This window comes from Pseudomonas sp. I8001 (genome assembly GCF_013385345.1).
GTDB lineage: Bacteria > Pseudomonadota > Gammaproteobacteria > Pseudomonadales > Pseudomonadaceae > Aquipseudomonas.
Genome location: NZ_JACAQC010000011.1, coordinates 231,643 through 245,275 on the forward strand (window position 1 = coordinate 231,643; position 13,633 = coordinate 245,275).

At 62.0% G+C, this 13,633-nt stretch carries 11 protein-coding genes; 9 read left to right on the plus strand and 2 right to left on the minus strand.

What is annotated here, in order from left to right; translation table 11 throughout:
- The 9 genes from murD (at position 1) to lpxC (ending at position 10,453) form a co-directional block, all read left to right on the plus strand.
- On the plus strand, positions 1-1,347 hold the full coding sequence (gene murD, locus HX839_RS12140; RefSeq protein ID WP_003216212.1) for a UDP-N-acetylmuramoyl-L-alanine--D-glutamate ligase: 1,347 nt from the start codon (positions 1-3) through the stop codon (positions 1,345-1,347).
- Positions 1,344-2,567: a putative lipid II flippase FtsW gene (ftsW, locus tag HX839_RS12145; protein WP_003216215.1), complete on the plus strand. Its 1,224-nt coding sequence runs from the start codon at positions 1,344-1,346 to the stop codon at positions 2,565-2,567. The genes murD and ftsW overlap by 4 nt, the downstream gene beginning before the upstream one ends.
- Positions 2,557-3,627 (plus strand): undecaprenyldiphospho-muramoylpentapeptide beta-N-acetylglucosaminyltransferase, encoded by a 1,071-nt coding sequence (murG, locus tag HX839_RS12150; protein WP_177067084.1) that lies wholly within the window; start codon positions 2,557-2,559, stop codon positions 3,625-3,627. Before ftsW ends, murG begins: the two co-directional genes overlap by 11 nt.
- Entirely contained in the window at positions 3,620-5,065 is a 1,446-nt protein-coding gene (gene murC / locus HX839_RS12155; protein WP_003216219.1) for a UDP-N-acetylmuramate--L-alanine ligase, read from the plus strand. Before murG ends, murC begins: the two co-directional genes overlap by 8 nt.
- Entirely contained in the window at positions 5,062-6,018 is a 957-nt protein-coding gene (locus tag HX839_RS12160; RefSeq protein WP_003216220.1) for a D-alanine--D-alanine ligase, read from the plus strand. The genes murC and HX839_RS12160 overlap by 4 nt, the downstream gene beginning before the upstream one ends.
- A gap of 4 nt (positions 6,019-6,022) precedes the next feature.
- Positions 6,023-6,889, plus strand: coding sequence for a cell division protein FtsQ/DivIB (locus tag HX839_RS12165; protein WP_023659197.1), 867 nt, complete (start codon positions 6,023-6,025; stop codon positions 6,887-6,889).
- A gap of 15 nt (positions 6,890-6,904) precedes the next feature.
- A complete protein-coding gene (ftsA, locus tag HX839_RS12170) occupies positions 6,905-8,167 on the plus strand; it encodes a cell division protein FtsA (RefSeq protein WP_003216224.1) in 1,263 nt (420 codons plus the stop codon).
- A 65-nt stretch (positions 8,168-8,232) separates the two neighbouring features.
- Entirely contained in the window at positions 8,233-9,429 is a 1,197-nt protein-coding gene (ftsZ, locus tag HX839_RS12175; RefSeq protein WP_003216225.1) for a cell division protein FtsZ, read from the plus strand.
- A 112-nt stretch (positions 9,430-9,541) separates the two neighbouring features.
- Positions 9,542-10,453, plus strand: a complete 912-nt coding sequence (gene lpxC / locus HX839_RS12180; protein WP_003216227.1) for a UDP-3-O-acyl-N-acetylglucosamine deacetylase — start codon at positions 9,542-9,544, stop codon at positions 10,451-10,453.
- Positions 10,454-10,556: 103 nt separating this feature from the next.
- On the opposite strand, the gene HX839_RS12185 is transcribed toward lpxC, so the two are convergent.
- On the minus strand, positions 10,557-12,062 hold the full coding sequence (locus HX839_RS12185) for a diguanylate cyclase (protein WP_177067085.1): 1,506 nt from the start codon (positions 12,060-12,062) through the stop codon (positions 10,557-10,559).
- 51 nt (positions 12,063-12,113) lie between these two features.
- Positions 12,114-13,607 (minus strand): sensor domain-containing diguanylate cyclase, encoded by a 1,494-nt coding sequence (locus HX839_RS12190; RefSeq protein WP_177027787.1) that lies wholly within the window; start codon positions 13,605-13,607, stop codon positions 12,114-12,116.
- Positions 13,608-13,633: the final 26 nt, after the last annotated feature.

Here is a 13,633-nt window from a genome sequence, read left to right on the forward strand (position 1 = left end):
GTGTCCCTGATCGCTTCAGACCACTTCCGCATCGTTGTCGGCCTCGGCAAGAGCGGCATGTCCCTGGTTCGCTTCCTGGCGAACCGGGGCACGTCGTTTGCCGTGGCCGATACGCGGGAAAATCCACCGGAGCTGGTCACGCTGCGCCGTGACTACCCGCACGTGGAAGTGCGTTGTGGCGAGCTGGATGTCGAGTTTCTGTGCCGTGCCGATGAGCTCTACGTGAGCCCCGGCCTGGCCCTGGCGACCCCGGCCCTGCAAGCGGCGGCGGCCCGTGGCGTGAAGTTGTCCGGCGACATCGAGCTGTTCGCGCGTAACGCGAAGGCGCCGATCGTGGCCATCAGCGGTTCCAATGCCAAAAGCACCGTGACCACCCTGGTGGGCGAGATGGCGGCTGCGGCCGGCAAGCGCGTGGCCGTGGGCGGCAACCTCGGCACGCCGGCGCTGGACCTGCTCAACGACGACGTCGAGCTGTACGTGATGGAGCTGTCGAGCTTCCAGCTGGAAACCACTGACCAGCTCAACGCCGAGGTGGCCACCGTGCTTAACGTCAGCGAGGACCACATGGACCGCTACAGCGGCCTGCCGGCGTATCACCTGGCCAAGCACCGGATCTTCCGTGGCGCGCGGCAAGTGGTGGTGAACCGTCAGGATGCCCTGAGCCGTCCGCTGATCGGCGAAGGTCTGCCGTGCTGGACCTTCGGCCTGAACAAGCCTGACTTCAAGGCCTTCGGCCTTCGGGAAGAGAACGGCGAGAAATACCTGGCCTTCGAATTCCAGAACCTGATGCCGGTGCGCGAACTGAAAATCCGTGGTGCCCACAACCAGGCCAACGCCCTGGCGGCGCTGGCGCTCGGTCACGCAGTTGGCTTGCCGTTCGACGCCATGCTCTCGGCCCTGCGCAGCTTTGCCGGCCTTGAGCATCGCTGCCAGTGGGTTCGCGAGCTGGCTGGTGTTGGCTATTACAACGATTCCAAGGCCACCAACGTCGGTGCGGCACTCGCTGCCATCGAAGGCTTGGGTGCCGACATTCAGGGCAAGGTCGTGCTGATCGCCGGTGGCGACGGCAAGGGTGCCGACTTCAAGGACCTTAAAGGCCCGGTCGCCGCCAACTGCCGCGCCGTGGTGTTGATGGGCCGTGATTCCGGCCTGATCGCCGATGCCCTGGGCGACGCCGTACCGCAGGTGCGCGCGCAGTCCCTGGACGATGCCATCGCCCAATCCAAAGCCTTGGCTCAGCCGGGCGACGTGGTGCTGCTGTCGCCTGCCTGCGCCAGTTTCGACATGTTCAAGAACTACGAAGAGCGCGGCCAGCTGTTCGCCCGCGCCGTGGAGGCCTTGGCATGAGTATCAATTTCCGTAACATCATCAAGCCGTACCCGTCGCCGATCATTACCGGGCGCGGTATCGACCTTGATTTCCCGATGCTTGCCGGTTGCCTCGCGTTGCTGGGCCTGGGCCTGGTGATGATCACCTCGGCCTCCTCGGAAGTGGCCGCGGTGCAATCGGGCAACACCCTGTACATGATGATCCGTCACCTGGTGTACCTGGTGATTGGCCTTGGCGCATGCATCGTCACCATGATGATCCCGATCGCCACCTGGCAGCGCCTGGGTTGGCTGATGCTGGTGGGCGCCTTCGGCCTGTTGGTGATGGTGATCCTGCCCGGCATCGGGCGTGAGGTGAACGGCTCGATGCGCTGGATCGGCTTCGGTGCGTTCAACGTGCAGCCGTCGGAAATCGCCAAGGTGTTCGTGGTGATCTACCTCGCCGGCTACCTGGTGCGGCGCCAGAAAGAAGTACGCGAAAGCTGGATGGGCTTCTTCAAGCCGTTCATCGTGCTGCTGCCCATGGCCGGCCTGTTGCTGATGGAGCCGGACTTCGGTGCCACCGTTGTAATGATGGGGGCGGCGGCGGCGATGCTGTTCCTCGGTGGCGTCGGCCTGTTCCGCTTCACCTTGATGGTGGTGCTGGCGGTGGCCGCCGTGACCATTCTGGTGCAGGCGCAACCCTACCGGATGGCCCGTCTGATTACCTTTACCGACCCGTGGTCCGATCAGTTCGGTTCCGGCTACCAGTTGACCCAGGCGTTGATCGCCTTCGGTCGCGGTGAGTGGCTGGGCGTGGGCCTGGGCAATAGCGTGCAGAAGCAGTTCTACCTGCCGGAAGCCCACACCGACTTCGTGTTCTCGGTACTCGCCGAAGAGCTGGGCGTGGTCGGTTCGCTGTGCACCGTCGCGCTGTTCGTGTTCGTGTGTGTTCGCGGCATGTACATCGGCTTGTGGGCCGAAAAGGCCAAGCAATATTTCGCCGCCTACGTGGCGTACGGCTTGTCGTTCCTGTGGATCGGCCAGTTCCTGATCAACATCGGGGTGAACGTCGGCCTGCTGCCGACCAAGGGCCTGACCTTGCCGTTCCTCAGCTACGGCGGCAGCTCGTTGGTGATTTGCTGCGCCTGTCTCGGGTTGTTGCTGCGTATCGAGTGGGAGAGTCGGACCCACCTGGGCAGCGAAGAGATGGAGTTCAGCGAAAGCGACTTCGCCGAGGAGCCGAACCATGGGCGCTAACGTGCTGATCATGGCAGGCGGCACCGGTGGCCACGTGTTCCCGGCGCTGGCCTGTGCCCGTGAGTTCCAGAATCGTGGCTACACCGTGCATTGGCTCGGTACGCCGCGCGGCATCGAAAACGATCTGGTACCGAATGCCGGCTTGCCGCTGCATTTGATCAACGTCACCGGCTTGCGTGGCAAGGGCAAATTGTCCCTGCTGAAGGCGCCGTTCGTGTTGCTCAAGGCCGTGTGGCAAGCGCGCAAGGTGATCCGCGAAGTGAAGCCGGTGTGCGTGCTGGGCTTTGGTGGCTACGTGACCGGCCCGGGCGGTGTTGCGGCAAGACTCGCCGGCGTGCCAGTGATCGTCCACGAGCAGAATGCCGTGGCCGGCACTGCCAACCGCCTGCTGGTGCCCTTGGCTGCACGGGTATGCGAGGCGTTTCCGAAGACCTTTGGTGCCGCGGACAAGTTGCGTACCACCGGCAACCCGGTGCGTACCGAACTGTTCATGGACATCGCCCGCCAGCCATTGGCCGGTCGCAAGGCGCACCTGTTGATCCTGGGCGGAAGCCTGGGCGCCGAACCGTTGAACAAATTGCTGCCTGAAGCGGTGTCGCAACTCCCCGTGGAGCTGCGCCCGGAGATCTTCCATCAGGCCGGCAAGAACCACGATGAAGTGACCACCACGCGTTATCGCGATGCGGGTGTGGAGGCGAATGTGCAGCCCTTCATCAAAGACATGGCCCAAGCCTATGGCTGGGCCGACCTGGTGGTCTGTCGCGCAGGTGCGTTGACCGTCAGTGAACTGGCCGCCGCCGGTTTGCCGTCCTTGCTGGTGCCTTTGCCCCACGCGATCGACGATCACCAGACCCGCAACGCCGAATATTTGGCCGGGGAGGGCGCTGCCTTCCTGCTGCCGCAAAGAACGACTGGCGCCGCCGATTTGGCCGCACGCCTGACCGAGGTTTTGATGCAACCGGAACGACTGAACAGCATGGCGAGCACCGCAAGCCGCCTGGCCAAACCTGACGCAACCCGCACCGTGGTCGATATCTGCCTGGAGGTGGCCCATGGTTGAGAATCAGAAAGCCATGCCGCAACCGGAAATGCGCCGCATCCGTCGCATCCACTTCGTCGGTATCGGCGGCGTGGGCATGTGCGGGATCGCCGAAGTGTTGCTGAACCTGGGTTACCAGGTGTCCGGCTCCGACCTGAAAATGTCGCCGGTCACCGAGCGCCTGGAATCGTTTGGCGCAAAAATCTTTATCGGCCACCGCGCCGAGAACGCTGCCGAAGCCGACGTGCTGGTGGTCTCCAGCGCTGTGAACACCTCCAACCCGGAAGTGGCCACCGCGCTTGAACGCCGCATTCCCGTAGTGCCGCGTGCCGAAATGCTGGCTGAGCTGATGCGCTACCGCCACGGCATCGCCGTCGCCGGTACCCACGGCAAGACCACCACCACCAGCCTGATCGCCTCGGTGTTCGCCGCCGGTGGCCTGGACCCGACGTTCGTCATCGGTGGCCGCCTGAATGCAGCCGGCACCAATGCACAACTGGGGACCAGCCGTTACCTGATCGCCGAAGCCGATGAAAGCGACGCCAGCTTCCTGCACCTGCAACCGCTGGTGGCCGTGGTGACCAACATCGACGCCGACCACATGGCGACCTACGACGGTGACTTCAACAAACTGAAGAAAACCTTCGTCGAGTTCCTGCACAACCTGCCGTTCTACGGTCTGGCCGTGGTGTGCCTGGACGATCCGGTGGTGCGCGAAATCCTGCCGCTGGTGAAGCGTCCGACCGTGACCTACGGCTTCAGCGAAGACTGTGACGTGCGCGCGATCAATGTGCGCCAGCAAGGCATGCAGACTTTCTTCACCGTGCTGCGTCCTGACCGCGAGCCGCTGGATGTCTCGGTAAACATGCCGGGCAACCACAATGTACTCAACTCCCTGGCGACCATCTGCATCGCCTCCGACGAAGGCGTCAGCGATGAAGCCATCGTCGAAGGCCTGTCGGGTTTTGCCGGCGTGGGCCGTCGCTTCCAGGTCTACGGCGAACTGCCGGTGGACGGCGGCAACGTGATGCTGGTGGACGACTACGGTCACCACCCGACCGAAGTGGCAGCGGTGATCAAGGCCGTACGCGGTGGTTGGCCGGAACGCCGCCTGGTGATGGTGTACCAGCCGCACCGCTACAGCCGTACCCGCGACCTGTACGACGATTTCGTCAATGTGCTGGCGGATGCCAACGTGTTGCTGCTCATGGAAGTCTACCCGGCCGGTGAAGAACCGATCCCGGGTGCCGACAGCCGCAAGCTGTGCAACAGCATCCGTCAACGCGGCCAGTTGGACCCGATCTACATCGAGCGTGGTGTGGACCTGGCGCCGATCGTCAAGCCGCTGCTGCGTGCCGGCGACATCCTGCTGTGCCAGGGTGCCGGTGACATCGGTGGCCTCGCCCCTAAATTGCTGGCAAGCCCGCTGTTTGCCGCCGCACAGGGGAAGTCGAAATGACCACTGACTACGGCTCCCTGTTCTCGACCATTCAACCTGCCGACTTCGGCCGGGTTGCGGTGCTGTTCGGTGGCAAGAGCGCTGAGCGTGAAGTGTCGCTGAAGTCCGGCAATGCCGTGCTGGAAGCGCTGCAAAGTGCCGGTGTGAATGCGTTCGGCATCGACGTGGGTGATGACTTCCTGTCGCGCCTGCAGGCCGAGAAGATCGACCGCGCCTTCATCATTCTTCACGGCCGTGGCGGTGAAGACGGCAGCATGCAGGGCCTGCTGGAGTGCCTGGGCATTCCGTATACCGGCAGCGGCATCCTCGCTTCGGCCCTGGCCATGGACAAGTTGCGCACCAAGCAGGTGTGGCACAGCCTGGGTATTCCGACCCCGCGTCACAGCGTGCTGTGCAGCGAAGACGATTGTATTTCTGCAGCCAAGGAACTGGGCCTGCCTTTGATCGTCAAACCAGCCCATGAAGGCTCCAGTATCGGCATGGCTAAAGTGAACTCAGCCGCCGAATTGATTGACGCATGGAAAGCGGCCAGTACCTACGATTCGCAAGTGTTGGTGGAACAGTGGATTCAAGGTCCCGAGTTCACCATCGCTACTCTGCGTGGCCAGGTATTGCCGCCCATCGCATTGGGCACGCCCCACACCTTTTACGACTACGACGCCAAGTATGTGGCATCCGATACCCAGTACCGGATCCCGTGCGGCCTCGACGCAGCCAAGGAACAGGAATTGATGGACCTCACGGCGAAAGCCTGTGAGGCGCTGGGTATCGCCGGTTGGGCGCGGGCAGACGTGATGCAGGATGACCAGGGGAACTTCTGGTTCCTGGAAGTCAACACTGCACCCGGGATGACCGACCACAGCCTGGTACCCATGGCCGCTCGTGCCGCCGGCCTGGATTTCCAGCAGTTGGTGCTGGCGATCCTGGCAGCAAGCATAGAGCCACGAGGCTAAGACCATGAACGGCGCATCGCTTCGTCATCAGCAACCCGCTCCCGGCCGCAAGCCGGTGCCGCGTGGTGCCAGCCGAATGGTGGCTAAAGAGCCGATGTCGGCGCGCATGCCGAAAGCCAACTTTGGTTTTCTCAAGGCGCTGTTCTGGCCGGTGATCCTGGTGGCCCTGGGGTTCGGTACGTATGAAGGCGCCCAGCGCCTGCTGCCGTATGCCGACCGGCCGATCACCAAGATCAGCGTGCAGGGTGACTTGAGCTACATCAGCCAGCAAGCCGTGCAGCAGCGAATCGCCCCGTTTGTGGCGTCGAGCTTCTTCACCATCGACCTGGCAGGCATGCGCTCCGAGCTGGAACAGATGCCATGGATTGCCCACGCCGAAGTACGTCGCGTGTGGCCGGATCAAGTGACGATCCGCCTGGAAGAACAACTGCCCGTGGCCCGTTGGGGTGATGGTGCGCTGTTGAACAACCAGGGCCAGGCGTTTGCACCTCGCGAAGTGGCGAATTACGAGCACCTGCCGCAGTTGTTCGGACCGCAGCGGGCGCAGCAGCAAGTGATGCAGCAGTACCAGGCGTTGAGCCAGATGCTGCGGCCCTTGGGCTTCTCGATTGCGCGACTGGAATTGCGCGAGCGGGGCAGCTGGTTTTTGACCACGGGTGCAGGCAGTTCCGGCCCGGGCATCGAGTTGTTGCTGGGACGCGGCAACCTGGTGGAAAAGATGCGCCGTTTTATCGCCATCTATGAAAAGACCTTGAAAGAACAGATTACGAACATTGCGAGCATCGACCTGCGTTACGCCAACGGCCTTGCCGTCGGCTGGCGGGCCCCTGCGGCGCCCACGGCAGCGCAACCTGCTGTCGCGAAGAATTAAGAAGAGGCAGGACCCATGGCAAACGTGCAAAGCGGCAAAATGATCGTCGGTCTGGATATCGGCACCTCCAAGGTGGTGGCGCTGGTAGGCGAGGTCGCGGACGACGGCACGCTGGAAATCGTCGGAATCGGCACGCATCCGTCCCGGGGCCTGAAGAAGGGCGTGGTGGTAAATATTGAATCCACCGTGCAATCGATCCAGCGCGCCATCGAAGAAGCGCAGCTGATGGCCGGTTGCCGGATTCACTCGGCATTTGTCGGCGTTGCCGGCAACCACATCCGCAGCCTGAATTCCCACGGCATCGTGGCGATTCGCGACCGCGAAGTCAGCTCGGCTGACCTGGAGCGGGTACTCGACGCAGCGCAAGCCGTGGCGATCCCGGCTGACCAGCGCGTGCTGCACACCCTGCCGCAGGACTACGTGATCGATAACCAGGAAGGCGTTCGCGAGCCCCTGGGCATGTCGGGCGTACGTCTGGAAGCCAAGGTTCACGTGGTGACCTGCGCCGTCAACGCTGCACAGAACATTGAAAAATGCGTGCGCCGCTGCGGCCTGGAAATCGACGACATCATTCTCGAGCAGTTGGCTTCGGCTTACTCGGTACTGACCGACGACGAAAAAGAACTGGGCGTGTGCCTGGTGGACATCGGCGGCGGCACCACGGACATCGCGATCTTCACCGAGGGTGCGATTCGTCACACCGCCGTGATCCCGATTGCCGGTGACCAGGTGACCAACGACATCGCCATGGCGTTGCGCACACCGACCCAGTACGCCGAAGAAATCAAGATCCGTTACGCCTGCGCCCTGGCCAAGCTGGCCGGTGCCGGTGAAACCATCAAGGTGCCAAGCGTGGGCGACCGTCCACCGCGCGAACTGTCGCGCCAGGCATTGGCCGAAGTGGTCGAGCCGCGCTACGACGAACTGTTCACCCTGATCCAGGCTGAACTGCGTCGCAGCGGCTACGAAGATTTGATCCCGGCCGGCATCGTGCTGACCGGTGGCACCTCGAAGATGGAAGGCGCGGTCGAACTGGCCGAGGAAATCTTCCACATGCCGGTCCGCCTGGGCGTGCCCCATGGCGTGAAAGGCCTGGGCGACGTAGTGCGCAACCCGATTTATTCCACCGGTGTGGGCTTGCTGTTGTACGGGCTGCAAAAGCAGACCGACGGCATTTCCCTGTCGGGCCCGAGCAACCGCGACAGCTACAGAAGCGACGACGAAGCGAAAGCGCCGTTGTTCGAGCGGTTGCAGGCTTGGGTGAAAGGCAATTTCTAAAGATTTACCGCAACACCGTTTCAAGTAGTAGGCGAAAAAACTAGAGAAATGAAAGGAGAGGGAAAATGTTCGAACTCGTAGACAACATCCCCGCAAGCCCGGTCATCAAAGTGATCGGCGTCGGCGGTGGCGGCGGCAACGCTGTCAACCACATGGTCAAGAGCAACATTGAAGGCGTTGAATTCATCTGCGCCAACACTGACGCCCAGGCCCTCAAAAGCATCGGTGCACGCACCATCCTGCAATTGGGCACAGCCGTGACCAAGGGCCTGGGTGCCGGCGCGAATCCGGAAGTCGGCCGTCAAGCCGCCCTGGAAGACCGCGAGCGCATCGCTGAAGTGCTGCAAGGCACCAACATGGTGTTCATCACCACGGGCATGGGCGGTGGTACCGGTACCGGTGCTGCGCCGATCATTGCCGAAGTGGCCAAGGAAATGGGGATCCTGACGGTTGCCGTCGTGACCCGTCCATTCCCGTTCGAAGGTCGCAAGCGCATGCAGATCGCCGATGAAGGCATCCGTCTGCTGTCCGAAAGCGTCGACTCGTTGATCACCATTCCCAACGAGAAGCTGCTGACCATCCTCGGCAAGGACGCAAGCCTGCTGTCTGCGTTTGCCAAGGCTGACGATGTACTGGCCGGTGCCGTTCGCGGTATCTCCGACATCATCAAGCGTCCGGGCATGATCAACGTCGACTTTGCCGACGTACGTACCGTGATGAGCGAAATGGGCATGGCGATGATGGGCACTGGCTGCGCCAGCGGTCCGAACCGTGCACGTGAAGCTACCGAAGCGGCGATCCGCAACCCGTTGCTGGAAGACGTGAACCTGCAAGGCGCACGCGGCATCCTGGTGAACATCACCGCCGGTCCTGACCTGTCCCTGGGTGAGTACTCCGACGTGGGTAGCATCATCGAAGCCTTCGCTTCCGAGCACGCCATGGTCAAGGTCGGTACCGTTATCGATCCGGACATGCGCGACGAACTGCACGTGACCGTTGTTGCGACCGGCCTGGGTGCGAAAATCGAGAAGCCTGTAAAGGTCATCGACAACACCGTCCATACCAGCCACGCCAGCCAGCAAGCTGCCGCTCCAGCGCCTTCGCGCCAGGAACTGCCGTCTGTGAACTATCGTGACCTGGATCGTCCGACCGTGATGCGCAACCAGGCTCAGGCCGGTGCTGCTGCATCCCGCAGCCCGAATCCGCAAGATGACCTGGACTACCTGGACATCCCGGCTTTCCTGCGTCGTCAGGCCGATTAATGGAATGTATCAGGGCTATGAAGGTGATTGGTGTTCAGCAAAGGTCTGGTCTGCTATTATCGCCAGCCTTTGTTGATACCAGTTCGCAATTTGCGCTGAAGCGGTCCAAGCCATGATTAAACAACGCACCCTGAAGAATATTATCCGTGCCACAGGTGTAGGTCTGCACTCCGGGGAGAAGGTATACCTGACCCTCAAGCCCGCACCTGTCGACACCGGCATCGTGTTTGTTCGTGCCGACCTGGACCCTGTGGTGCAGATACCTGCTCGCGCGGAAAATGTTGGCGAAACCACGATGTCGACCACGTTGGTCAACGGTGACGTCAAAGTGGACACGGTGGAGCACTTGCTCTCGGCCATGGCCGGTCTGGGCATCGATAACGCCTACGTCGAGCTCTCCGCGTCCGAAGTCCCGATCATGGATGGCAGCGCCGGACCCTTCGTATTCTTGATTCAATCTGCCGGCCTGGAAGAACAGGACGCAGCCAAGAAGTTCATTCGCATTCTGCGGGAAGTGACAGTAGAAGACGGCGACAAGCGCGCCACCTTCGTCCCGTTCGAAGGCTTTAAAGTGAGCTTTGAGATCGATTTCGATCACCCGGTATTCCGTGACCGCACCCAAAGTGCAAGCGTGGATTTTTCCAGCACTTCGTTCGTAAAAGAAGTCAGCCGCGCCCGTACCTTTGGTTTCATGAGTGACATCGAGTACCTGCGCAAGCACAACCTCGCACTCGGCGGCAGCGTTGAAAACGCCATTGTGGTCGACGCGGATGGTGTACTGAACGAAGACGGCCTTCGCTATGAAGACGAATTCGTGAAGCACAAGATCCTCGATGCAATCGGTGACCTCTACCTGCTGGGCAATAGCCTGATAGGCGAGTTCAAAGGCTTCAAGTCTGGCCACGCCCTGAACAACCAACTGCTGCGCAAGCTGATTGCACAGACAGATGCCTGGGAAGTCGTGACCTTCGAAGATGCCAGCACCGCACCGATCTCTTACATGCGTCCCGTCGCGGCGGTGTAAGTAACAACTCTCTTTCCTTTTGTTTTTAAAGGCCGCCCTCGGGTGGCCTTTTTTTTGATCGTTCCCACGCTCTGCGTGGTAACGCCTCCTGTGACGCTTCGCGTCACGGCTTTAAAGCGCCGGCATCAACAACGCGATTACGCCCGGTATGCTTGGCCTCATACAGCGCCTGGTCGGCGTTGAGCAGTAATTCCTCCAGCGTGGTGCGGCTGTTTTTGGTCCAGGTACTGAGGCCGATGCTGACGGTAATCGGCACCGTATCCCCGCTCACTCGCGGCAGGTGTTCGACACTGCTGCGGATATGTTCAGCAATCACGCGTGCACCCTGGCTGTCGGTATGCGGCAGCACCACTGCAAATTCTTCCCCGCCATAGCGAGCCGCGAGGTCAGCCGGGCGGCGGATATTGCCCTCGATCACCTGCGCCACCGTGCGCAGTGCCTCGTCGCCACCTTGATGGCCATGTCGGTCGTTGAACGCTTTGAAGTGGTCCACGTCAATCATCAGCACCGTCAACGGCTCGGCCGAACGCTGGGCGCGGTCCCATTCCAGGCGCAGGCGCTGGTCCAGGGTGCGGCGGTTGGCCAGGCCGGTAAGCGCGTCGGTGGCTGCCAGTTCTGACAGCACCTGTTCGGCACGGTGGCGCCTGCGCAGTTCCATGCAGAGCATCCAGGTCAGCCACAAAAGGCCGATGCACAAAATCCCGGTGGCGCCGCTGATCACCAGTGCTGCGCGCTTCCAGGGGGCGAATATGTCATTCGTGGACAGCCCCACGACGACGATCAGCGGTAAATCGCCCACCGTTGAGAAGGTATACAGGCGGTGCTCCTCATCCACACTGGAGGTGCCGCGAAAGTTGCCGTCGCGCTCGTGCAATATGCGCGCGACGTTTGGCCGCTGGCTGAGGTCCTTGTCGATCATGTCCCGTTCCAGCAACGGCTGCTGGGCCAGCAGGATGCCTTGTTGGTTGATCAGGTTGATGGTGCTGTCGCTGCCGATATTCAGGCTGCGGAACAGTTGCTGAAAGTACGACAGGCGCATGGTGGCCACGGCCACGCCGAGGAATCGCCCATCCGGCCCGGAAACCCGGCGGCTGAAAGCGATACGCCATTGGTCGTCACACACGCAGCGCGCCGTGAAGGGCCGGCTGATGAACAGGCCCAGGTCGGGATTCTGCCGATGGGCCTGGAAGTAGTCGCGGTCGGCGAAGTTGGCGGATTTGGGTGTCTGCAGGGCTGAGTCGGCGATCACGTTGCCATCCTTGTCCAGCAACAGGATGTCGCCTTTGTAGGGCGCCGCTTCGGAACGGTCGAACAGCACCAGGTGACGGATGCCGGCCGATACCCCAGCCAAATCAGTGCGTTCGGTGGCGGCGATCAGGCCTTTGATCGACAAGTCGTACAGCTCGACGTTGCGCAGCACGTCGGCGTCGATCAGTTGGGTGATGTTATTGGCCGTGCGCTGGGCCGCCTGCAACGTGTTGGCGTGTTCGCGAATCAGCAGCACCGCGACCACCAGCATGATCAGCAGCACCGTGACGCAACTGCCGATGATCAGCAGCAGCTCCGGACGGTGGGTGGGGCGGGGCGGGCGGGTAGTGCCTGGGCTCATCGGGCGTACTTCTGCTTCGAGGATGCCCTTAGCGTAGTTGCTGATAACGGCTTATGTGGCCTGGCTGTGAACGATGCGGTTGCGCCCGGAATGCTTGGCGTCATACAGCGCCCGATCGGCACTCAGCAGCAGCTCTTCCAGCGAGCCACGGCTGCGTTTGTCCCAGGTACTGAGCCCGACGCTGACGGTGACCGACAGCGCGTCGCCGTCTGCCGGTGGCAAGTGCTCCACCGCACTGCGGATATGTTCGGCGATGGTGCTAGCGCCCTCGCCGTCGGTATCCGGCAGGATCACCGCGAACTCTTCACCGCCGTAGCGCGCGGCCAGGTCGGCGGGGCGACGAATATTGCTGCCGATGACCCGGGCCACGTTGCGCAAGGCCTCGTCGCCTCCCTGGTGACCATGGCGGTCGTTGAAGGCCTTGAAGTGGTCGACATCAATCATCAGCAAGGCCAGTGGCTCGCCTGAGCGTTGCGCGCGCTCCCATTCCAGGCGCAGGCGCTGGTCGAGGGTGCGGCGGTTGGCCAGGCCGGTGAGGCCGTCGGTGGCCGCCAGTTCCGACAACACCTTCTCGGCACGATAGCGGCGGCGCAGTTCCAGGCGCAGCATCCAGGTCAGCCACAACAGCCCCACACACAGTACGCCGGTGGCGCCACTGATCAGCAGGGCGGCGCGCTTCCAGGCGGCAAACACGTCATCGCTCGACAACGCCACCACCACAATCAGCGGCAGCGCGCCGACGCTGGTGAAGGTGTACAGCCGTTGCGCGCCACTGATGGCGGAGATGGCGCTGAAACTGCCGCTGCCTTCGCGCAGCATTCGCTTGAAGTTGGGCCGCGCGCTCAGGTCCTTGTTGATCATGTCTCTTTCGAGCAGCGGCTGCTGGGCCAACAGGATGCCGTCGTTATTCAGCAGGTTGATGCTGCTGCCGCTGCCGATGGTCAGGCTATTGAACAGCTGGTCGAAATACGCCAGGCGCATGGTTGCCACCGCCACACCGGCAAACTCGCCATTGGGCCCGGGCACCCGGCGGCTGAAGGCGATGCGCCAGACTTGATCGCAGTCGCAACGAATCTTGAAGGGCCGACTGATGAACAGCCCGGCATCGGGGTTCTGCTGGTGGATCTGGAAATAGTCGCGATTGGCGAAATTACGTGGCGTGGGGGTCAGCGTGGAGGAGTCGGCGGTGACCGCGCCGGTTTTGTCCAGCAGCAGGACTTCGCCTTTGAAAGGGGCGGCCGTGGACTGGTCGAACTGCACCATATGCAGGACTTCGGCGGAAACCTGGGGCAGGTCATCGCGAGTGGTTGCGGTGATCAGGCCGTTCAGCGCCAGGTCGTAGAGCTCGACGTTGCGCAGCACATCGGCATTGATCAGTTGGGTGATATTGCTAGTGGAACGCTTGGCTGCCTGCAAGGCGCTGGCGTGTTCGCGGATCAGCAGTACGGCAACGATGACCACGATCAGCACGACAGTAAGGCCACTGCCCAGAATCAGCAAAAGCTCCGGGCGTGCAGGCAGGGTGAAGGCGCGGCGTTGACTCATGGGACTGGCTTCGGCACTCAAGATGC

Excerpts from the sequence above, each read along its gene's own strand:
- ftsW (WP_003216215.1), top strand. The coding sequence starts at position 1,344 with ATGAGTATCAATTTCCGTAACATCATCAAGCCGTACCCGTCGCCGATC.
- murG (WP_177067084.1), top strand. The coding sequence starts at position 2,557 with ATGGGCGCTAACGTGCTGATCATGGCAGGCGGCACCGGTGGCCACGTG.
- murC (WP_003216219.1), top strand. The coding sequence starts at position 3,620 with ATGGTTGAGAATCAGAAAGCCATGCCGCAACCGGAAATGCGCCGCATC.
- HX839_RS12160 (WP_003216220.1), top strand. The coding sequence starts at position 5,062 with ATGACCACTGACTACGGCTCCCTGTTCTCGACCATTCAACCTGCCGAC.
- HX839_RS12165 (WP_023659197.1), top strand. The coding sequence starts at position 6,023 with ATGAACGGCGCATCGCTTCGTCATCAGCAACCCGCTCCCGGCCGCAAG.
- ftsA (WP_003216224.1), top strand. The coding sequence starts at position 6,905 with ATGGCAAACGTGCAAAGCGGCAAAATGATCGTCGGTCTGGATATCGGC.
- ftsZ (WP_003216225.1), top strand. The coding sequence starts at position 8,233 with ATGTTCGAACTCGTAGACAACATCCCCGCAAGCCCGGTCATCAAAGTG.
- lpxC (WP_003216227.1), top strand. The coding sequence starts at position 9,542 with ATGATTAAACAACGCACCCTGAAGAATATTATCCGTGCCACAGGTGTA.
- HX839_RS12185 (WP_177067085.1), bottom strand. The coding sequence starts at position 12,062 with ATGAGCCCAGGCACTACCCGCCCGCCCCGCCCCACCCACCGTCCGGAG.
- HX839_RS12190 (WP_177027787.1), bottom strand. The coding sequence starts at position 13,607 with ATGAGTCAACGCCGCGCCTTCACCCTGCCTGCACGCCCGGAGCTTTTG.